13 protein-coding genes are annotated in these 21403 nt (G+C 62.4%); 7 read left to right on the top strand and 6 right to left on the bottom strand.

Features of this window, described 5'->3' with window-relative positions; genetic code table 11:
- Positions 1-125 precede the first annotated feature (125 nt).
- Genes tssK through AC30NL_RS19765 form a run of 5 tightly spaced genes read left to right on the top strand, consistent with a single transcriptional unit; the run spans position 126 to position 7528 of the window.
- The gene (gene tssK, locus AC30NL_RS19785; RefSeq protein WP_489465700.1) at positions 126-1460 is read left to right on the top strand and encodes a type VI secretion system baseplate subunit TssK; all 1335 of its coding nucleotides are present in this window, start codon (positions 126-128) and stop codon (positions 1458-1460) included.
- A 29-nt stretch (positions 1461-1489) separates the two neighbouring features.
- Complete coding sequence (locus tag AC30NL_RS19780; protein ID WP_489465699.1) at positions 1490-2821, top strand: DotU family type VI secretion system protein; 1332 nt, start codon at positions 1490-1492, stop codon at positions 2819-2821.
- Positions 2818-6390: a type VI secretion system membrane subunit TssM gene (gene tssM, locus AC30NL_RS19775; protein ID WP_489465698.1), complete on the top strand. Its 3573-nt coding sequence runs from the start codon at positions 2818-2820 to the stop codon at positions 6388-6390. The genes AC30NL_RS19780 and tssM overlap by 4 nt, the downstream gene beginning before the upstream one ends.
- Before the next feature lie 5 nt (positions 6391-6395).
- The gene (gene tagF, locus AC30NL_RS19770) at positions 6396-7145 is read left to right on the top strand and encodes a type VI secretion system-associated protein TagF (RefSeq protein WP_489465697.1); all 750 of its coding nucleotides are present in this window, start codon (positions 6396-6398) and stop codon (positions 7143-7145) included.
- Positions 7142-7528, top strand: coding sequence for a DUF1801 domain-containing protein (locus AC30NL_RS19765; RefSeq protein WP_489465696.1), 387 nt, complete (start codon positions 7142-7144; stop codon positions 7526-7528). Before tagF ends, AC30NL_RS19765 begins: the two co-directional genes overlap by 4 nt.
- A gap of 34 nt (positions 7529-7562) precedes the next feature.
- Here the strand turns inward: AC30NL_RS19765 and AC30NL_RS19760 are convergent, their stop codons facing one another.
- A complete protein-coding gene (locus AC30NL_RS19760; RefSeq protein ID WP_489465695.1) occupies positions 7563-15449 on the bottom strand; it encodes a transglutaminase domain-containing protein in 7887 nt (2628 codons plus the stop codon).
- Between the two features lie 261 nt (positions 15450-15710).
- Here AC30NL_RS19760 and AC30NL_RS19755 point away from each other — a divergent pair, with 261 nt between their 5' ends.
- Both AC30NL_RS19755 and AC30NL_RS19750 read left to right on the top strand, forming a co-directional pair.
- Positions 15711-16028 carry a helix-turn-helix domain-containing protein gene (locus AC30NL_RS19755; protein ID WP_489465694.1) on the top strand — a complete coding sequence of 106 codons (318 nt, stop codon included), beginning with the start codon at positions 15711-15713 and terminating at the stop codon, positions 16026-16028.
- Entirely contained in the window at positions 16025-17404 is a 1380-nt protein-coding gene (locus AC30NL_RS19750; protein WP_489465693.1) for a type II toxin-antitoxin system HipA family toxin, read from the top strand. The genes AC30NL_RS19755 and AC30NL_RS19750 overlap by 4 nt, the downstream gene beginning before the upstream one ends.
- Before the next feature lie 510 nt (positions 17405-17914).
- On the opposite strand, the gene AC30NL_RS19745 is transcribed toward AC30NL_RS19750, so the two are convergent.
- The 5 genes from AC30NL_RS19745 to cspE form a co-directional block, all read right to left on the bottom strand.
- Positions 17915-18268: a 4a-hydroxytetrahydrobiopterin dehydratase gene (locus AC30NL_RS19745; RefSeq protein ID WP_489465692.1), complete on the bottom strand. Its 354-nt coding sequence runs from the start codon at positions 18266-18268 to the stop codon at positions 17915-17917.
- 7 nt (positions 18269-18275) lie between these two features.
- Complete coding sequence (locus AC30NL_RS19740; protein WP_489465691.1) at positions 18276-18866, bottom strand: malonic semialdehyde reductase; 591 nt, start codon at positions 18864-18866, stop codon at positions 18276-18278.
- Positions 18867-19149: 283 nt separating this feature from the next.
- Positions 19150-20271 (bottom strand): 3-deoxy-7-phosphoheptulonate synthase, encoded by a 1122-nt coding sequence (locus AC30NL_RS19735; RefSeq protein ID WP_489465690.1) that lies wholly within the window; start codon positions 20269-20271, stop codon positions 19150-19152.
- A gap of 215 nt (positions 20272-20486) precedes the next feature.
- On the bottom strand, positions 20487-20738 hold the full coding sequence (locus AC30NL_RS19730) for a hypothetical protein (protein WP_489465689.1): 252 nt from the start codon (positions 20736-20738) through the stop codon (positions 20487-20489).
- Between the two features lie 82 nt (positions 20739-20820).
- The gene (gene cspE, locus AC30NL_RS19725) at positions 20821-21030 is read right to left on the bottom strand and encodes a transcription antiterminator/RNA stability regulator CspE (RefSeq protein ID WP_489465688.1); all 210 of its coding nucleotides are present in this window, start codon (positions 21028-21030) and stop codon (positions 20821-20823) included.
- Positions 21031-21403: the final 373 nt, after the last annotated feature.

The following is a 21403-nucleotide window of genomic DNA, read 5'->3' as shown; positions in this document are numbered from 1 at the left end:
GGCGCGCTGCGGCGTTGCTCCTCACTTGTGTGGCTCGCCACACGGCGCTCGGAGCGCCTTGCATCGCATCCCGCCCAGCGCCCCCAAAACGGGAACTTATTGCGGACCATGTCCTTAGCCGCTCTATGAGCCTGCACAGCAAGGTCGTGTGGTCCCAGGGCATGTTCATGCTGCCGCACCACTTCCAGCAAGAGGCGCGGCATGCCGAATACCTGCTCGACATGCGCATGCGCACAACGGGCCCGCACGCCTGGGGTTTTTTCGAGCTTGCCCTGGATGAAGGTCTACTCGCCGTCGGCCGGCTGGGCCTGAGCCGTGCGAGCGGCATCTTGCCCGACGGCACGCCCTTCTCGATTCCACAACACGATGCGCAGCCGGCGGCGCTCGATGTACCTGCCGATTTGAAGGGCGAGATCGTCTACCTCGCCGTGGCGCTCGTGCGCGAAGGCGTGACGCAGGTCAATTTCGACGGCGCAGATTCCCAGGAGTTGTTTCGCTGGCGTGCCGTGAGCGAGGACTTGCGCGACCACACCAACGCCGCCGACGAACCTGAGCCAGTGCAGACGGGCACGCTGGATCTGCGGCTGCTGCGCGCCAAGGATGCAAGCGATGGGCATGCGCTGCTTGGCGTGGCCCGTGTCATCGAACGCCGCAGCGACAACCAGGTCGTGATCGACCGCGACTACATCGCCCCACAGACGTGCATCGACGCGAGCCAGCAACTCTCGGCCTATGCCTCGCTGCTGCACGGACTCATCCGCCAGCGTTCAGGCGCACTCGCATCGCGCATGGGGCAGTTGAGCCATGGTGTCTCGGAGATGGCCGACTTTCTGATGCTGCAGGCCTTGAACCGCGCTGAGCCGGTGTTTCGCCAGTACGCACTCGCGCCCAATACGCATCCCTTGCAGCTCTATTTCGCTTGCCTACAGGTGGCCGGCGACTTGTCCACCTTCACGAGCGCAACGCGTCATCCGCCCGAATACCCGCTGTACAGGCACGATGACTTGCACGCCACCTTCACGCCAGTGATCGCCGATCTGCGTCGCATGTTGTCAACGGTGCTCGAGCGCAATGCGATGCAGATCGATCTGGTCGACCGCAGCCATGGCGTTCGCATGGCAGTGTTTCCAGACCCCGACCTCGCACGCACATCCAACTTCGTGCTTGCGGTCAATGCGCAAATGCCGGCCGAACAACTGCGCACTCGCTTCCCCTCGCAGTCCAAGCTCGGACCGGCGGAACGCTTGCGCGATCTCGTCAACTTGCAACTGCCCGGCGTCACACTGCGTTCGCTGCCGACAGCTCCGCGTCAACTGCCGTTCCATGCGGGCTTCCACTACTTCGAGCTCGATCGCGGCGGCGAACTTTGGAAACAGCTCGAACGCAGCGGAAGCCTCGCGCTGCACGTGGGCGGTGATTTTCCTGCGCTCGAACTCGAGCTGTGGGCCATTCGCCAATGATCGGCCCTGGACCGGAACGAAAGCACCGCATGGATCCGCCCGCGATCAATGACCCCTTCGCTGATCTTGACGAGCAGCGCACCTTCATCAAGCCCAACCCGGGTCGTCGCACGACGACCACGCGGCCTGTCGACCCGCCCACCGTGCCGGACGCCGCAGACGCCGAACTCGCACAGCCCGACGACGGACTGAATCCGTTGGTCGCGCTGGCCAACCGCTTGCTGCTGGTGGTGCCGCAATTGCGCACCACGCGGCATGTGGACGACCCGACGGCGCTGCGCAATTCGCTCGCACAGGGCATTCGCGATTTCGCGGCACGCGCCACCTCGCAAGGCATCGCACCGGAGCGCGTGATGGCAGCACGCTATGTGCTGTGCACGATGATCGATGAGGCCGCTGCCGATACGCCCTGGGGCGGGTCGGGCACATGGGGTCGACACAGCCTGCTCGCGATGTTCCACAACGAGACCGAAGGCGGCGAGAAAGTCTTCCAGTTGATGGCGCGACTGGCCGAGAAGCCCGAAGAGAACCTCGATCTGCTCGAGTTGATCTTCTGCGCGCTCACGCTGGGCTTCGAGGGACGCTATCGCGTCCTCGACAACGGCCGGGCGCAACTCGAGGCCGTGCGCGACAGGCTCGCACAGGTCATCAGGCAACAGCGCGGCGACCATGCGCATGCGCTGGCTCAGAATTGGCAAGGCCAAGCCGTCGCGCCCCGAGGAGCAAGCAGCTGGCTGCCGCTCGCTGCAGCGGCAGCGGTGTCGGCACTGTTGCTGATGGGCGTGTACCTGACCCTCACTTCTTCGCTCGGCGCACGCTCCGACCCGGTCTTCGCCCAAGTGCAAAGCCTGCGGCTCACACCTCCCGTGGTTGCAGCGCCCCAACCGGCTCCCAAGCCGCGGCTCGCACAGTTTCTGCAGTCCGACATCAAGGCGGGTCTCGTTGCAGTTCGCGATGAAATCGACCGCAGCGTCGTCACGATCCGCGGCGACGGCTCCTTTGCGACCGGAAGCGCAAGCCTGATGCCGGAGCGCGAGGCGTTGATGGGCCGCATCGCCGATGCACTCGCGCAGGTCACCGGCAACGTGCTCGTGACTGGCCACACCGACAACCAGCCGATCGCACGCTCGGCGCGATTCCCATCGAACTGGCATTTGTCTGAAGAGCGCGCGCGATCGGTGCGCGCTCTGCTCGTCGCGCACAAGGTGGTGCCAGATCGCATTCGCGCCGAGGGCCGTGCCGATGCGGAACCCCTGGTTGCCAACGACACGTCGGCCAACCGGGCCATGAACCGGCGTGTCGAGGTGACGCTGTTCGTGGGTCGTGACAACGAGGCGGCGACCAAGCCCGCTAGCAAGTGATCAAGAAGCTGCTGGGTCTCATCTTCAACCGCTGGGTGCTGACAGCGGTACTCCTGCTCGCCACCGCACTCGTGATCTGGATCGTCGGCCCGCTGGTCGCGATCGCAGATGTACGGCCACTGGAGACGGAGTCGTCGCGTTGGATCGCCATCGGCGTCGTCGCGTGCCTCATGATCGCCATCGTCGCCTGGAAGCAATGGCGCGCGCGCCGGGGCAACGCGGCCGTCGTCAATCAGTTGCTGGCCGCGCCTGCGGCAGCAGACAAAAAGGAAGCCGAGAGCCCGGACATGCTCGCCGTGCGGCAACGCTTCGAGCAGGCCATGCAGACCCTGCGCCGCGCGCGCTTCGGCGCCGAAGGCGTGCTTGCGGGATGGTCGGCGAAACTCAACGGGCGCTACCTGTATGAACTGCCGTGGTACCTGATCATTGGCGCACCAGGCTCGGGCAAGACGACTGCGCTGCACAACTGCGGTCTCAAGTTTCCTCTGGCGCAGAACGTGGGCGACCATGCGGTGCGTGGCGTCGGTGGCACGCGCAACTGCGATTGGTGGTTCACCGACCAGGCGGTGCTGATCGACACTGCGGGCCGCTTCACGACACAAGACAGCGACCGCCAGAACGATCGCGCCACATGGGGCGGGTTTCTTGCAATGCTCAAGCGTTCGCGGCCGCGCCAGCCAGTGAACGGCGTGGTGGTGACGGTATCGATCACCGACCTGCTCACGCGCAGCATCGCAGACAGACGCGAACATGCGACCACGGTGCGACAGCGACTGCAAGAATTGCATGAAGGGCTCGGCATCCGTTTTCCCATCTATCTGCTCGTGACGAAGTCCGACCTGCTCGCCGGCTTCATGGACTACTTTGCGATGCTCGACAAAGAGCAGCGCGCCACACCCTGGGGCACCACGTTTGCGTTGAAGGACGGCAGTGCGCAAAGCCTGCAGCGCTTCGGCGTGGAGTTCGATGCCCTGCTAAAGCGATTGAACGATGGCTTGATCGAACGATTGCAGGTCGAGCGTGATCCGCAGCGGCGTGCGCGTATCTACGGCTTCGCCGGCCAGTTTGCCGGGCTGCGCGGCATGCTGCAGGACTTTCTCGACACGGTGTTCTCGCCCTCGCCTTATGAAGCGGAACCACTGTTGCGCGGCGTCTACTTCGTGAGCGGAACACAAGAGGGCACACCCATCGACCGTGTGCTCGGCGCCATTGCACGCAATTACCGCATCGAGCGCGCTGTCATTGCGCCCAATCAGTCCAGCGGCAAAAGCTATTTCCTGTCGCGACTGCTCGGCGAAGTAGTGTTTGCAGAAAGCGGACTCGCCGGCACCAACCTGAAGTGGGAACGGCGTCGCCGGCTGCTGGCATTCGGTGCCTATGCCGCGCTCGCGCTGGTGACGGGCGCAACGCTCAGTGCGTGGATCATCAGCTATGTGAACAACCGCGACTATGTCGACGCCGTTGCGCAGCGCGTCGAGCAAGTGAGGCTGCTTGTGCAAGCAACGCCGAACCGCGCCTCGGCCGAACTACTCCCAGTCGTGCCTGCGCTCGCTGCCACGCGCAGTCTCGCGGGCAACGACGACTCGGTGCCATGGAAGCTCGGCTTCGGCCTCTACCAGGGGCCAAAGCTCGACAGCGCGGCACGCACGGCTTATGAGCGCATGCTGGTCGACGCGGTGCTGCCTCGACTCGGCCTGCGTGTGGAAGAGCAGTTGCGCCAGGCCGGCAACGCGCCCGACAGTGACTACGAGGCGCTGAAGTCCTACCTGATGCTGCACGACGTGGAGCATTTCGAACAGCAGGCGTTGAAAGCCTACTTCGAGGCTGACTGGGACGCACAGCTCGGCCGGTCCATCGACGCGGAACAGCGCGCCCAACTGAGCGAGCACCTCGATGCCTTGCTGGCCCGAGGAGCGGCCGTGTCGCCGCTGCCCGAAGACAAATCGCTCATCGAGTTTCATCGCACCCGCCTGGCCACCGTGGCGCTGCCACAGCGCATCTATAACCGCATGCGTCATCAAGGACTCGGCGAGGAGTTTCCAGAATTCACCGTCGTGCGTGCCGCCGGCAACAATGCCCCGCTGGTCTTTGCACGTGCCAGCGGCGCACCTTTGACCAAAGGCGTTCCTGGTCTTTTCTCGTTCGATGGCTATCACCGCGGATTCCAAAAGGAAGTACCGCGCGTGGCGCAGATACTAGCCGAGGAACAGGCGTGGGTGCTCGGCATCGCCGAGACGCCGAAGGATGCCGCCGCAGCGGTGCTCGCCGATGACCCGCTGATCGACAACGTGCGCCGCATCTATCTCAACGAGTACGCGTCAACCTGGGAAGCGTTCATCGCCGACGTTCGCTTGCAGCCGATGACCACCTTGTCGCAATCGATCCAGATGTCGCGAATCCTGTCGGCGGTGGACAGCCCGCTCCCGCTTCTCCTGAAGGCGATGTCGCGCGAGACGACGCTGCTCGGGTCGGGCGACAAGAGCCTCGTCGAGAAGGCCACCGGCGGCGCGACCGACGCGCTCAAGCGTGGCCGCGAGGCACTGGCTGAGGCGTTGAAGGCCAAGAAGGGTGAGACTGGCCCGCGCATAGAAAGCCTGGTCGACGAGCGCTTCAGCGCCTTGCGCCGGCTTGTCACCGTACCCGCGGGCGGCAAACCCCCGCTGGACGACACCATCGCACTGATCGCCGAGGTGCATGTGCTGCTGAATGCCGTCGACAACGCCGTGAAGGGTGGTGCGGCACCACCTGCATCGCCTGTGCCGCTCAAGGTCAAGGCGGAGGCCGCGCGCCTGCCAGAACCGCTTCGCTCGATGATGGACAACTTGTCGCAAAGCAGTGCTCACCTGTCGCAGGTACTGGTGCGGCAAAACCTTGGCAATGAAGTCAAGTCGCAAGTCGGCGAGTTTTGTCTGCAGGCCGTGGCTGGCCGTTATCCGCTGGACCGCGCCTCAACTCGCGATGCCACGCAAGCTGACTTCGCGCTGCTGTTCGCGCCGGGCGGCAAGATCGACCAGTTGTTCCAGCAAAAGCTCGCCAACTATGTCGACACGACGACCCGGCCCTGGCGCTTCCGTGCCATCGAAGGAGTTCCGCTGGGCACCGACACAGGCTCGCTCCCGCAATTCCAGCGCGCCCAGGCCATTCGCGAAACCTTCTTCCCCACAGGGAACGTGCCATCCTTGCGATTGCAATTCAAGCCCATCGAGATGGATGCATCGCTCAAACAATTCATCCTCGACATCGACGGCCAGATCGTGCGCTACGACCACGGGCCGCAGATTCCAACGACCGTGCAGTGGCCCGGGCCACGTGGCACATCCCAGGTTCGGCTGCAGGTCAGCCCGCCATTGAATGCCGGCGCATCAGGCACGGTGTACGACGGTCCGTGGGCGCTCTTGCGCATGTTCGATCGCGTGAAGATCGAATCGACGAACGCGCCCGAGCGCATTCGTGCGACCTTCGACGTTGTCGACGGCCGCAAGGCCGTATTCGAAGTGACGGCGAGCAGTGTGCGCAACCCGTTCCACCTGCGCGAGTTGAACGAGTTTTCCTGCCCATCTGGCCTTTGATCGCGATGACGACACCCGTACCAGTCACAACACCATCCACGAAAGAAGCGCGCGACGTCCCGGGCTGGTACGGCAAGTTGTCGTCTCTCGGCGATTTCGCGCAGCGGCGCTTGCCACCTCACTGGCTGCGCGCCTGCGATACGTGGCTATCGAATGCAATGTGCAGCGGCCGCGAGCAATTGGGGGAGCGCTGGCTCGACATCTATCTCACCGCCCCGCTGCTGCGATTTGTATGGTCGCCGGGCATTGTCGACACCCAATGGTGGTTCGGCCTTTTGATGCCCAGCTGCGACAGCGTGGGCCGCTACTTTCCGCTGCTGATTGCCCATCCGCGCGCGAAGCCGCCGGAGGACCGCATCGCGCTCAATCATCTCGAGCTGTGGTTCGAGCACATTGCACAAGCGGCGATGGGAACCTTGAACGACGCAGAGGGGTCGGTGGATGCGCTGGAATCTGCATTGCTCGATGCGCCGCCGTGGCCAACGCCCGGCAGCGGTGCCGCGATCCGCCAGCAGCGAGATGCTCATGGCCAGCACTTGCACCTTGGCCGCGCTGCCCCCTTGTCGCAGTGGCTTCACGCGTTCGCGGCGCAGGAGCTGGTGTCGCAACTGTCCGGTTGCACGGTATGGTGGCGCGTCACCGAGACGGGAGCGGCGGACTGCGTAACCATCATCCGCGGATTGCCGGACGGCGCCGGCCTGATGGCGCTGTTGAACGGTGGCGATGGGGGCGGCAACGCGTCCATCGCATCATGAGAGAAATGAAGAAAACCGAATCTCCATCCAAACTCATAGACGCGCGAATCGCGAGCCTGGGCGACTGGAGGGGCGAAATGCTCTCCCGTCTGCGCGCCCTCATCAAGGAAGCCGACCCCGAAGTGACTGAGGAGTGGAAATGGAGCAATCCGGTCTGGTCTCATGACGGGCTGATCTGCACTGGCGAGACATACAAGAAGGTCGTGAAGACAACTTTCGCCAAGGGAGCCTCCCTGGCGGACCCGTCAGGCCTCTTCAATTCCAGTCTCGAAGGCAAGGTCAGGCGCGCCATTGACTTCCACGAAGGTGACAAGCTGGACGAGGAGGCTCTGAAGGCTCTGATTCGGGCCGCCGTGGCCTTGAACAAGGCTTCGGCCTTTTGACAATACTTTCGTGCCCCCGTGAAATTAATGACAACTATTCACTTATTTCTCCTTGCCGACGCATTTTGAAGACTTCCATCTGCATCACACGCGCTTTGACAGCCTTGAATCGAGGAGCAAGATCGTCATCAATGATGCGCTCGCCCATTGCGTCGTCCAGGCTCCGAATTATCTCGTCTCTGGATACATTAAAAATAAAGTCGGAATTGTTCAACAGGCGCTCAAGAATTTCCGCCACAGCACTCTGATGCTCAGTGGACGAAAACATCTTTATATTCTTTGCAAGATCAGCTGATATATCGTCGGTGTCGATCATCGGAACGGCCGCCATGCCCCTCGAGAGCTTGTCCAGCAGAGACAACGCCCACGTCTTCGTCTCATCGAGAGCGTCGTAGCACATTGTGATCAATTCCATTGCCGACTTCCGCAAATTACACGGGGGAAATTCACCCGCGGACGCGGCCAACGTATTGCAAAGCCTTCGACAGGACAAGGATGTGGCCAAAGGCATCCAACGGCGGTCTTTATCCTCCTTGACGGAAGACACCAGGATCCCAAGCAACCGGTCCTTGTCCACGGCCGACATTTCCGGTGCACGGCGATTCAAATAGTCGAGCACTTCGATCTGCTTCTCGTCTGTCAGATGGCGCAGTTCTTTCGAAATTTCGAGTGCAATTTCAACTTCCACTTCAAACGTCTTCGATTGTTCAGAGAACAAGCAATTCATCAGAATAGGGAGCCTCTGCCGATATTCGACCAATTCCATCAGTTGGATCAACTCAACGCGGTCCAGCACGGGGGCGTGCTCAAGGAAAGAAGAAATATAATACTCATACTCCTCCGCATCCCTCCGGTACGTTGCAATCCATCTGGCGGAAATGCACCTTTTCGCCCGTACCAAAATGCGCTCAACTTCCCGGGCTGCGTCACCTCCCCCTGCCACAGCTTCAACGAATTTACCCGACTCAAACAGACGATTCAAGTGTGCGAGGCCAGAAGAATGCAAAGAATCTGAATCGTTCCAATCGGAAGGACTGAACCGGTGCCGATCACTGTCGGTAATTGAGATGGGCTGCCCGTGCAGAGTCAACTTGAATGGAAATTCGGCGGAATGAATTCCTCGCAACGACTGGCTCGCGCCCTGATCAGCAAGAATACAAATCTTGATGTCGTCTTCATCCCGAGGGTCTACCCCCTTGGAACGCAGCAACGACTCATAGTATTTCGACTTGATTTTTTCGAGTAATTCGATGCTCTGCCGGCCGATAACCACGGTGCCGTCTTTTAAATCTTGAAGCGGGGAGACCGCCTGGCTCGCGTTCTGCTTGCAACGGTACTGAATGTCCTTCACGAAGAGCGCCGGTTGCAATGCGCCCCGGTTGTCCCGCATCAGCATGGGCACGCCCTTTCGCTGCAATGCAGCGAGCGGGCGTGCCATCAGGTTCCAGAACCGAGGCCATGCTGCGCTGTCAGTGCTGCCTGAAGGCGGTAGGTCTTCGATCACCAGGGTGCACACCTCAGCAGTTTCAGTCAGCGCCGGTCGCCGGAACATGTCGGGCTCCCCGGCGACCACACGCTTCAGATCGAGCACCCCCGTGGTCGGGTGGTACTGCGCAGCCCCTCGCTGAAGTTTGCCCCGACTCAATCCCAACTCATCCAGCGAGATTCCTTCCAGCAGTTCAGCGTCGAACGTTTCATCGAACAGATTTGGCCCGTCCCAAGCGGGAATACGTTCCTTTCGGGTCGCACTCTCCGCACGCCGGTTTCGGGCCCTTTGGACGCGACCTGCTCCGCGGACCGCTGAGACCTGCCCCACGCTGTCGCCAAACTCAGGAGGCGTGGGGTCCACAACGTGCCAGCGGCCTTCGGTACCCTTCACCTCGACCCAAGTATGTCCCTCCAATTCGATCTTGTTGGTGTGGCGATCGACCATGTGGCCGCAGCACAGGCGTGCCTCGATCTCGAACGACTGCATCAGGACGGCTGCGCAGGCAGTCGCGAATTCGTAGCACACGCCCTGACCGACGCTCAAAAACCGCCTGCACCGCTCGCCGATCGAAGACGTTTGATTCAGCGCATCGGCGTCGTCGTCGGAGTAGCTCAGGGTCGTTTGGAATATCGTCGCCAGCTCTTTGGCGACCTCGACGCTGTTCATTCCAACTCGAGCGCGCCGCGTGTACAAGGACCGGATCTCCTCGGCCAGAGTCGGCATGAAGGCATCGGCGAGCGCAGGGAAGTCCGGCGGCAGGCCGAGCGGGGTGTTGTCTGCCGCGTCATCTTCGCTTCGGTCGTTGACCAGCTTATATGTCACGGACTTCACAAACTGGCGGTCGGCTTGCGTGAGCACATACCAGCTTCCCCGCTCGTCACGATGAACCTTCTCCGGCTTGTGCTTGTTCAGTCGAACCTCGGTTGGCCGCCGATTTCCCGGCACAGGGAGATACACCCGCCCTTCCCCGTCCACGCGATCAATCTGCGTCGTACGTAGCTCGACAAGCGGACCCGCGTAGTCAGGAGTATTGTTTTCGTGTCGTACCGGCCAGGTCCAGTCCAGCCCATCCAAGGTCAGACGGGACACGGTGAGATTGCCGTCTTCCGGCCCCAGGTTAATGACGCTACCGAGGTCACCGGTGGATGAGGGGCTGCCAACGCCGGATCTAAATGACGATGGTGACCTCGGCCTGAAGCTCGGAACCAAGGCGCCCCCGGCCGCAACCAAGCCACCTCCCCCGGCCGGCGCCGCAGCGCGGCGGCGCATCGAAAAATTGCGCCGGCGGGCAGGCGCCGTCGAGGTTGACGGGGCTCGCGACACGGCAACGTCGGCAGTCGACCGCTCCACGGACCTTGGATCGTCAGTCAACCGCCCAATGAAAAGCCGGTCGCTCCCGGCCTCCTCGAGCATGAACCTGATCAGTTCCTCCGGCTGGCCCTTGGGAAGGAAGCGAAGCTCATGCCGCTTCGCGTCATACGCCACCGGAGCTGTCGCCCATAGCGTGGGGTCGCCGCGTAAAGCAGGTTGGCACATACGGGGGTATGCGAGACGCAGTGCAATGCTCAGTTGCCTTGCGATCTGCTCGTCCCGGGCGATTGGCGCTTTGGCGGGGAGCACCGCGGATTGCGCGGCAAGACTGCAATAGAAGCCGTATGGGCCCGCGAAGGCCTCGTCGACTGTCATCATGGGCCGCTTGGCAAGAAGCGCCAGGGCATCGCGCAATTGCCGGACGCCGGGTGTGAACTCCGAAGCTTGCCCCTTGAGCTTGCCCAGCAAATCTATGTGCCGGTCGACCAACTGCCGGACCTTGCTTTCAGGCACCGAAGAGTCAGCTGCAGACGAGCCCGCCTTGCTGGTGAAGGCACTCGCCGCCGATCTCTGCGCGGCCAGGTTCGCCGCCCGCGCCTGCGCGATGGGCAAGATCTCCTCAGGCTCGTAGTCCTGCAGCTTCAGCATTTGCATGCGGTTCTGCAGAGCGCTGGAGAAGGTTTCGCGGCCGGCATAGCCCGCATTGACCGTGGCGATGAGCGCGAAGCCCGCGGCAGCCGGCTCGCCCGTCTGCCCCGTCAGCAGCGTGTTGAACTCGCCTTCCAGGATCCCGCTGGACAGCAGGTTCAGCTCCGATACCAGTACGACCTGACCGCGCCGACGCGCGTTTGACACGGCCGCACGCAGACCGTCCAGGTCGTTGGGGTTGGCATTGATGTGCACGAAGTCGATGCCTTCGCGCTTGCCCTGCGCCAGAAGCATTGCCTTGACCACGGCATCCTTGCCCCGCGAGGCCGGCCCTTCAATCAACAGCGCACGCTTGCCGAGCGTGTCGTTCTTTGGATTGAATGCCTCGCGCAGGCCTTGGGATCGCAGCCACCCGTCGACGGCCCCTGCAAGAGCGATGGTGCTCTTCGTTGGCGCGAGCTGCTGCTCCTGCAGCGCGGCCCCGACGGCTTGCGCATCGAACAATTCCGGCAGCGCTTCGCCCGGTGGGACCTGCAGCTGATGACGCAGCCAAACCTCGACCATCGGCAGGCTGCCTTGAGGCAAGCTGTCACCGTACACCTGCAGCGCCACGCGGGCGAGCACGGGCGCCAAGTCCTGCGCGCCAAGGCCGCTGCCTCGTGCCCGATGGGTTTGCAGTTCGCCAAGGGCGCGCGCCAGGCATTCCTCCAAGTCGCGTGGAGACAGCCCGGCCTCCGGGACCCTCTGCAGCCGCTCATGAATTTGCAAGACCTGAGCGCCGACCTCGGCCACTTCAGGGCCGAGACCGAGCCGCAGCGACGACTCGAGCACGGGCTCGACGAATGCTTTACGCAGGAAGTCGCTGTGCATCGACTTGAATTGCACGGTCGCGAAAGACTCTTGCGCGACCGGCTGCGGGCTGCGCCCCGGCAGGCTGTCGGCGTTGCCCGTGAAGATGATCCGATGGTCCGCCTCCAGCTTATGGAGCACGCCGTTGACGTGCAGACTGCGGTCGGCGAACACGCCCTTGAGCATCGCGAGATTGCCAGGGCGAGCCAGGTTGGCTTCATCGACGACCAGCGTGCCCGGCGGGCGGCTTGCGGCCCACGCCTGCAGTTGCTGGCGGAACGCTGCCGTGCCTTCATCGGCAACCGAGGCCCAGAAAACCTCCCTGCCCTGGCTCAGGGTCTGCACCAGATGCGTCTTGCCAGTGCCTGGCGGGCCCTTGAGAAAGATACCCTGCGCTGGCGCCTGGGCGACCTTGCCCGCCAGCTTCTGGTCGCGCTGCAGCGGTGCCGGGCGTGCGCAGGTCTGGCTCACCTGCACCGGTGACGGTCCATGCGGCCTCTGCGCCACCAGCGCCGGCAACGCTATGTCGTGCGCGCGCGCCTGGGCGCAGACCAGGTCCAACACCTTGGCCGCGATGCTGGCCTGGGCATCCGCACTGACAGCCGAGGCCGTCGTGCCGATGACCTGCTCGATCACGTCAGGGCTGAAGGCATTGAGGAAGGGCCAGGCCAACGCCTTGATGTCCTCCGGATGCCGCACCTCAGCGAGCAGGCTCTTCAGCCGCGACAGGTCCATCGACCGCGCCGGCATCTCGCTCATCTCACCCGGCAGCAAGACCTTCAGGCACGCTTTCAGCTGGGCATAGCGAGTGTCATGGACCTGCTCCGGTCTGCGATGGTCGCCGATGAGCATGTCCTTCAGCAGCGACCGCACCAGCCGCGCCTCTTCGGGATCGAGCGAAGGCGCCGACGTCCTGAGCTTCAACAGCGTGCTGCACAGTGTCTGCACGGTGGCATATCGAACCTGTCTCTCGCTGGCCGGCGCGATGCCGGCTCGCTGCAAGGTCTCGAACCATTCGAGCACGGGCGCGATCAGTTCTCTTGCCTCGACTGCCGGCACCGCAAGCGCCACGCTGAGCCGGTTGGTTGCGGCCTGTCGCCACGCGTCGCGCGTTGGCGTCGGGTCCCGCAACGCGGGTGTGAGTCCATGATGCTCGACGACCCGGCGATCCGGGCTGACGACCAACAGCCGACCACTGAAGGCGAGGCGCTCGCCGTTGATCGTCAGGGCGTGTGGTGGATGCAGCAGCGGGGCCAGGTCGCGCACGAGTTCGGGGTTGGTCTCCAGGCCGTGCAGAACGACGCTCTTGCCGGCCTTGAGATCCTCCACGAGTTGATGAGTGCGCACCTGCAGCGCCGGCAGGCCCTGCGGATCGGCCGCGGGCTGTCGTTGCAGGCTGTAGAGCAATTCGTCGCTGCTTGTCGTGGGCGTGACGTGGATGCGCGTGCAGTCCCGGGGCAGGCTCGGGTCGATCAGCGTCGGATCGGCACAATGAAGGAAGGTCACTGGAGCGGACCAGACCCCTGGCTGGCTCAAATCGTCGATCGCGAGCGCCGCATCGCATGGCATGCCCCGCGTCGTGGCCACCCGCCCGGCATAACGCGTATCCACGTGCACGTCGGGCGCCACGGCCACCTCGAAGTCCCCAGGGTGATGCATCAAGCGATCCCACATCGCCGGCGTCAGGGGTTCACTGACGAAGATGATGGGCAGGTGTTCGCCCGCCTTGGCTTGCGCCTGCGACAGCATCGCGGGCAGTCTGGCCAAGGCATTGTTCTTCGCACCGTAGCCGCCGTGGAACACCTCGTGGAAATTGGCTTGGTGCAGCGTGCACACGGTCTCGGGGCGGGTCTGCAGGGCCAGAGAGAAGTCGGCGGCCGGATGCTTGCGCGCCGTCCGCTCGGCCGCTTCGTCCGCGGGCAAGCCGTGTTCGAGTCGGACGGACCCGGGGTGCTTTGCCAGCCAGGCCGACACCTGATCCATCAATAGAGGGTCTGCCGGCGGGTTGCGCAACACGAGCGATTGGCAGCTGAAATCGAATCCCTCGACTGCGCCTGGTCCATGCTGCCATGTCTGCGCGAGGGTGAGCTCGGGGCCTCCGAACAAGATACGCTGCCAGGATCTACTGTCGTCTTGCAAGTCGATGACCAACGCGGCGGCCGACGGGCTAGCCGCCGGATGGATGACCGGATCAGGCGCATTGGCAAAGGTGCAAGCCTTGAAATCGCTCAAGCTGACTCGCGACGCGAGCGCTCCCGAGGCAATTTGGGTCAGCGAGGTGTTCTCGTCGACGAGGAAAGCGATCTTCACGCGCTCGCCCATTTCCCGGCAGGGGATGGGGCGTCCATCCCAGATCTGCTCTTCCATCAAGGTGTTGAGCGATTCGAGCTGCCGGGGCGTGAAGCGGGGGCAGCCGTCGTCGGTGGTCAGGTTCAGCAGCAGGGTTCCGCCGGTGTGGAGCAACTGCCGGAATGGGCCGTCGGCACGCCTGGGCTTGCCGTGCTCGATGCGCACGTCGTGTTCCAGGTCCCTCAGCATCATTGCGCTGTCTGCGTAGACGAAGGGGCGGCCTGCCTCATCGAGTGCCTTCTGCATGGCGCGGCGCGCGTTCGTGAGCTGCCCCGATGCCACCACGATCATCGGGTGCGTGGATCCTTCGATCAGGCATTTGAGCAGCTGATCCTTCGGCTCGGCCTCGGGTGCGATCTGGGGCTCGGTCCGAATCGCTTCGCGTGGGGACACGAGCTCGGATGATGCGACGCGGGCGGGCGGAACTGGCCGGCGGCTGGACGATAGGCCTTCTGGCGATGCATTCGTCGGTGCCGGCAGGAAAATCTGCGCCGGCGAGGGCGTGAGTGGAGGTGTGCCGCGCGGATTCCGTGAGCGTCGAGAGAGGGCGGGAATGCACCCCAGCGTTGCGCTGCGGCTGCCTTGCGTTTGCCCTTCCAGGCTGGGTTCGGGGTCTGGATGCGAAGAGGAAAGAGGGCGATCGACTTGCATAGCCATTTCGCCCAGTGCGTCCAGCAGCAGTTGCCGATCCTCCGGCCGGATGCCCTGGCCCAGTATTCCGTCCAAGACAGCCTCGCCCATCGTTGCTGCGGCCATCCAGCGCTCCATCTTGCCGGTCTCGGCCAGCGCCATGACGTCGGCGTGCAACATGGCCCCGAACGCCTGCATGCGCTCGCCATCCAGGGGTTTAGGCCGTCCATTCAGGCACGCGCGCCATTGCTCGGCTCTTGTGGTCGGATGCGCTCTCGCTGTGCGGTCCTTCAACCGCTTCATCACCGCACCGCCAGTGGGCAATGCAGAGTGCACCAGTTGCGCCCGCTGTGCCCGCTGCTGCGCCAGCAAGGCGTCATCCTGCCGGCGCTCGTCGGCGAGCAGCTCTCTCGGTGTCGGATTGCACTCCCGAATCTCGCCATGTTGCGACGGCTCGCGAGACAGGGCAGGCAGCGCCGCATGCGGCCTCATTGGCGCGTCGAGTTGTCCAATCCGCGGAGCAAGGCCTACAGACCACGACGGCCGTGCCGCTGGTTCGGAGATCTTGGTGCCGCTGGCCGGATTGGTGGACACCGCTTTGCCCGGCCTGACTATGCCGCTCAGGGTGCCAAGAAATTTGAGCATGTCATCTCGCTCCATACGTTGATGCGTACAGCATGGCGTGGAATGACCGGTTACCCCATGCAGTATGCGAAGCGCTGAAACGGATCGCGAAAGACGGCCCCGGCATTGCTGCGGAGGGCTCGTCGCTTTGCTTGAGGATCACTGAGCGGTCTGTCGGCGGACTCTCGATCGAACATGGCAGAGGGACGCCCGGCGCTTGCAAAATTTGATGCTTAGATCAAGAATCAGCTCAACAAGGCAATATCTTGAGATAAATATCAAGTGCAGACCATCCAGGAGCTAGGAGAAGCGGTCGCTGCCCGCCGCCATGCTTTGAAGCTACGGCAGGCGGCCGTAGCAACGCAAGCAGGCATCACCGCCGAGTCTCTCTCGAGATTCGAGAGAGGTCGCTCCGCCGAGTTCGGTGCCCGCAAGTTGCTTGCGGTGCTGGCAGTCCTCGGGATGGAACTCGACGTGGTCGTGGCAGGCCAGTCTGGCACGCTGGACGAACTGAGGCTCGAGCGGAACAGCGCAGGCACAGGGGTCGCCTCGGGCACGTCCACGGCTGTGGCCTCCACCAGCGGGGCGAAACGGTCGTGAAGCTGGCCGTGTACGTTCTCGGGCGCGACGTGGCTGTTATGGAACAGGCGGGCGACTTCAAGAGCGTCCTGACCTACCGCGCCGACGTGGGCGCCAACGACTTCGTATCGCTCACCATGCCCGTGCGCACGGAGTCCTACGTGTGGGACGACCAACTTCCGCCCGTGCTCCAGATGAACCTGCCCGAGGGCTACCTGCTCCAGGTGCTGCAAGAGCAGTTCGGCCCACACATCGGAGCCAGCCCAATTGCCTTGCTGTCCGTCATCGGGCGCAACATGGTGGGCCGATTGCAAGTGGCAGCGCCAGGTGCCGAACTGAACGAGCCAGCCAAGCCCATAGAAGTGGCCGAGCTGCTGAAGGGCGACAACTCCGAAGCCGCCTTTGCTGCGCTGGTGCGGGCACACGCAACGAGTGGTGTATCGGGCGTGGTGCCGAAATTCCTGGACGCGCAGCAGGATGCGAGCGCGGCAGACGATCCCAACAGCGCTCGCCCCGAGTTGGCTGAAGGACTCACTCCGCTGGCACGGCACCGAAAGGCCAGCATGGTCACCCGCCGCCACATCATCAAAGGTTCAAGCGCACAGCTGCCCTTCGTCGCACTGAACGAACACCTCTGCATGCAGGTGGCTAGCCGTGTCATGCCCACCGCTCGCACGGAAGTGTCGGACGACGGCCAAGCCCTGGTCGTGCACCGGTTCGACGTGGACGAACACGGCCAACCTCATTGGGGCATGGAAGACTTCTGCAGCCTGCTCGGCCTGCGCCCAGCGGCCAAATACGACACCACCTGGGAACGCATCGCCCGTGCCGTGCGCGACCACGTGCCCGGCGCGCAACGACTGGACACCTACCGCCAGCTCGCCAATACCTTGCTGCTGACCTACGCCCTTCGCAACGCCGATTGCCACGCAAAGAACCTGGCTCTGCTCTATACGAGCCGGGACGACGTGCACCTCTCGCCCGCATACGACATGCTGACCACCGGCGTATACGCGGGTTTCCAGCACAACCCACCCGGTATCGAGTTCATGGGCAAGAAGACGTGGACGCCCGGCAAGAACCTACAAAAGTTCATCACAGCGATCTTCGGCATTCAGCCCAAAGAGCAGCAGCACATGGTGGAAGCGATCAGCGACGCTGTGGCCGATGTCGGTCCGCTGCTGCGCAACGCAATGCAGCAGCACCCAGCTTTTGAGGATGTTGGGAAACGCATGCTCATGGCTTGGGCCGAAGGCGTACAAGGCTTGCGAGATCAGCGCGTCTACGCAGTGGGCGATTGGGCGGGGGGCGATGCCTTCGAAGGCTTTTCGCCACCACCGAAGCAAAAGCCCGACAGCGCCAAGATGGGCAGATCGCCACTATTGGGCAAGCGCTGATTCGCAGACGCCAAGAGACCAACCTGAACACATGACCATTCTTCTTGCCGAGCCAAACGCCTTTTGAATCATTGCTGCATCGCCGAAGCCTGAGCTTGACACAGCCAGGTCGGATCCAGACCAGATGAGACCGAGGCGTGATGTGATGGCGATCAGGCGCCTTTTGACGTGCTGCTCGGACACGCTCGAAATACTCTCACCCTCTCACTTCAGACTTCAGACTTCAGACTTCAGACTTCAGACTTCAGACTTCAGACTTCAGACTTCAGCGACGAGCATGTGTCCCTGCTGCGTTTCAAGGGCGACGAGCCGGTCTTCAAATTCGACGCGGCGACACCTGAGAGGCTGAGAGTTTTTCGAACGTGCCCGAAATTCGCGTCAAAAGGCACCTGATCTTAGGCGCAAAGCGCAGCCATAGCCCGGGCTATGGCGAGCATTTGCAACGACGAGCAGCAGTCTTTTGGCGTGAGAGCGGGCATGATCGAAATACTCTCAGCCTCTGAGGCTCACTCAGGCCATGTCCTTGGCAGCCCCTCCCCCCTCAAACCGCGATTCGGCACTCTCACTCGCGATCTGATCGATCTGCCGCGCCAATTGCACGTCGAGTGTCGATACGCCGCCCACGTCGTGCGTGGTCAACAAGATCTCCACACGATTCCAGACGTTGCTCCACTCGGGGTGGTGGTTCATGCGCTCGGCCGCCAACGCGATGCGGTTCATGAAGCCCCAGGCCGCATTGAAGTCCGCAAACACGAACGATCTTCGGATGGCATCGCGTTGCGCGTCGAAGGTCCAGCAGGGCAGCTGCGGCAGGAAGGCAGCGCGCTTTTCTGCACAGAGGAGGGAGATGGTCGATGTGGTCATACGGTCCTCACACGACTCGGCAGGCGGTCGCGAACGGAAGGCGCGGGCTGCGCGGGAAAAGGCTGGCTGGATCGCCGTAGCCCAGATTGCAGAGAAAGTTCGTCTCCACCGAAGTACCGGCGAAATAAAGCGCGTTCACGGCTGCTGCATCGAAGCCCGACATCGGGCCGCAATCTAGACCGAGCGTCCGGGCCGCGAGGATGAAATAGCCGCCTTGCATGCTGCCGTTTCGAAACGCCGTGGTCCGTGCAACGTTTTCATCAGAGAACCAGTTGCGAGCATCCGGCGCGTGAGGAAACAAGATCGGCATCTGCTCCGCAAAGGCCATGTCATAGCCGATCACTGCAGTCACCGGGGCACCCATGGTCTTGCTGCGGTTCCCCTCGTCCAGCGCCGGCAGGAGGCGCTGCTTTTCGCTTTGGCTCGTCACGAACACGATGCGTGCGGGACAGCAGTTGGCAGACGTGGGTCCCATGCTCGTCAGCAGATAAAGATGTTCGAGCAATGCGTCTGGAACGGGCTTGTCTTGCCAGGCATTGAAACTGCGGCCCTGCATGAACAGGCGATTGGCGGTGGCTTCATAAGACGGCGAATTCATGGAGATCCTGGTTGGTTGGGCAACATGTTCACCGGCAGATGCACGAATGGCCGTTCGCCGATGAACCCTCACAGCCGCGGACTTGCGCGGCGTCGAGAATGTAGGGCGCAGGGCACGCAATTTTGCTGCGTTGTTCGGTTTCGTCCCGACCCGTGGCGCAAGAACCATGCAAATGTCGACAGCCACCAGGAATGGCCGAAGCTGCACGGGGAGCAAGATCACGAGAGCGGGGTGCGGGCGATGATTCGCCCTCTCGCTTCGATGATCGATGTCCGGCAGCGTCTCAGCGCGATACCTTCCGCCTCGCCCTCACCGCTCCCGCCAAGCCCTGCAACACCGGCACCGTCTGTGCGAACCCGATGCAGGCATCGGTGATCGACACGCCATGCTTTAGCGGCACACCCGGCACAAGATCCTGTCGCCCTTCTTCGAGGTTGCTCTCGATCATCACCCCAATGATGTGCCGATCACCCGCTGCGACCTGTTCGGCGACGTTGCCAGCGACTTCGATCTGGCGCTGATGCTGCTTGCTGCTGTTGCCGTGTGACACGTCGACCATCACCTGTTCACGCAACCCCGCCGCACGCAATGTGTTGCAGCTTGCTGCCACATGCGCAGCGTCGTAGTTTGGAGTCTTGCCACCCCGCAGGATCACATGGCAATCGTCATTGCCGCGCGTTTCGAAGATGGCCGCCATGCCCATCTTCGTCATGCCCATGAATGCATGCGGCGCACGCGCCGCAAGGATCGCGTCAGCTGCTACCTTGATGCCGCCATCGGTGCCATTCTTGAAGCCCACCGGGCAGCTCAGGCCCGAAGCAAGCTGACGATGACTCTGGCTCTCCGTCGTGCGAGCGCCGATGGCACCCCATGCGATCAGGTCAGCAATGAACTGCGGGCTCAGCAAATCGAGAAACTCCGTTCCCGTGGGCAGGCCAAGCGTTGTCAGTTCGAGCAGCAAACGTCTTGCACGCTCGAGACCTTCGTTGATCGCAAAACTGCCGTCGAGGTGTGGGTCGTTGATGTAACCCTTCCAGCCCACTGTCGTGCGCGGCTTCTCGAAGTAGGCGCGCATGACGATCAGCAAGTCGTCGTGCAGATCGTCTGCCACGGCCTTCAGGTGATGGCCATATTCGAGCGCCTGGTCGTGGTCATGGATTGAGCATGGGCCTACCACCACCACAAGGCGGTCGTCACGCCCGTGCAGCACGTTGGCGATCGTCTCACGGCTGTTTTCAACGAGCGCCAGCGTGTTGTCGCGAACTGGCACACGCTCTTGCAGGAGCGCGGGCGTGATCAGCGGACGAACGGCGCCGATGCGAACGTCATCGATGCGGGTGGTGTCGAGCGTGCTATCGCGAGCGCCGACTTCACGGTCGTGCAATGGGTCGTCGAGAGTGGGCATGAGCAGGTCTTCTGCGTGAAGTTCACGCGATTGTGGATGCATTCGAGGGCGCGGAATTGCAGACGTGCCTGCATGTCCACGCAGACGATGCAGATGATGCAGACCCGGTTAAATGTTGCGTCTCTCGGTGACCACACATGGGACTTCAAGAACCACAAGCCGCATCGTCAGCGGTTACCAAAGAAGAACGCTCAAGCACGAATGCCTCATCTGCATCAGATCCGACTGCCAATCAACGTGCTGGTGCGCCGCACGTCGCGCTCGAATGCCGCGATTGCATGCTCGGAAATCGGAATGTGGATCAGCACTGTTCGCGCGACTTCGGCATTGCCTTCGAAGGCACGTAGCAGGTTCGGCCGAATTTCTACTGGCATCACGTCGAGCAAGGCCGTGACGAAGGCGTCGAGTGCAACGAGGCTCCCTTTCAAGTCGCAAATCATTTCGGTGGCTTCTTGCAGGTTCTTCATGGTGACACCCCTTCAAGAAAAAAAAGAACCGCGACCAGGGCCGCGGTTATTCGTGGGCTCATCGATGAGCCTGTGGCGGCATTCAAGCCGGCTGGATGTTGGACGCCTGCGGGCCCTTCTGGCCCTGCGTCACTTCGAAAGTCACGCGCTGATTCTCGGCCAGGGTCTTGAAGCCAGTCCCTTGAATCTGGCTGAAGTGGGCGAAGAGATCCTTGCTTCCATCATCGGGGGCGATGAAGCCAAAGCCTTTGCCTTCATTGAACCACTTCACGATTCCGGTTTGGGTTGTCATGTCGATTCCTTTCAAGTCATGCGCCGCACATGCGGCGAAGTGCAGAGAGCCAAGAAAAGTCGATGTGGATTCGACTGGAACCCACCGGCGATACCGGCGGGAAACAGAAGAAACCTACTCGATGATCTTACTCGCTGGGTCTTGCATCAGCTCGACCAGATGATGGGAATTCATCGCTGCCACATGGAAATCGCCTTTTGGGTGATGGGCTGCGGTGATGGCAACCCATGGCTTTATTCACCGCCCAAGGCCCTCACCCCAGCTCTCCCAGAGGGCTGACCTTTACGTACGCTGGACACGCGGAAGATGGCCGTTGGAGCAAATTTTTCCCCTACGAGGTTTGAAGAAGGCGGGGTTGACGCATGACAAGTTC

It is taken from the genome of Rhizobacter sp. (genome assembly GCA_021153565.1).
Taxonomy (GTDB): domain Bacteria; phylum Pseudomonadota; class Gammaproteobacteria; order Burkholderiales; family Burkholderiaceae_C; genus Albitalea.
Note: the sequence above shows the minus strand (reverse complement) of the source record. Positions and strands in the feature narration are given on the sequence as shown.

What these genes read in the sequence shown, in the direction of transcription:
- AC30NL_RS19730 (WP_489465689.1), bottom strand. Translation starts at nt 20,738, where the DNA reads ATGAAGAACCTGCAAGAAGCCACCGAAATGATTTGCGACTTGAAAGGG.
- tagF (WP_489465697.1), top strand. Translation starts at nt 6,396, where the DNA reads ATGACGACACCCGTACCAGTCACAACACCATCCACGAAAGAAGCGCGC.
- AC30NL_RS19780 (WP_489465699.1), top strand. Translation starts at nt 1,490, where the DNA reads ATGGATCCGCCCGCGATCAATGACCCCTTCGCTGATCTTGACGAGCAG.
- AC30NL_RS19735 (WP_489465690.1), bottom strand. Translation starts at nt 20,271, where the DNA reads ATGCCCACTCTCGACGACCCATTGCACGACCGTGAAGTCGGCGCTCGC.
- AC30NL_RS19765 (WP_489465696.1), top strand. Translation starts at nt 7,142, where the DNA reads ATGAGAGAAATGAAGAAAACCGAATCTCCATCCAAACTCATAGACGCG.
- cspE (WP_489465688.1), bottom strand. Translation starts at nt 21,030, where the DNA reads ATGACAACCCAAACCGGAATCGTGAAGTGGTTCAATGAAGGCAAAGGC.
- AC30NL_RS19745 (WP_489465692.1), bottom strand. Translation starts at nt 18,268, where the DNA reads ATGACCACATCGACCATCTCCCTCCTCTGTGCAGAAAAGCGCGCTGCC.
- AC30NL_RS19760 (WP_489465695.1), bottom strand. Translation starts at nt 15,449, where the DNA reads ATGCTCAAATTTCTTGGCACCCTGAGCGGCATAGTCAGGCCGGGCAAA.
- tssK (WP_489465700.1), top strand. Translation starts at nt 126, where the DNA reads ATGAGCCTGCACAGCAAGGTCGTGTGGTCCCAGGGCATGTTCATGCTG.
- AC30NL_RS19740 (WP_489465691.1), bottom strand. Translation starts at nt 18,866, where the DNA reads ATGAATTCGCCGTCTTATGAAGCCACCGCCAATCGCCTGTTCATGCAG.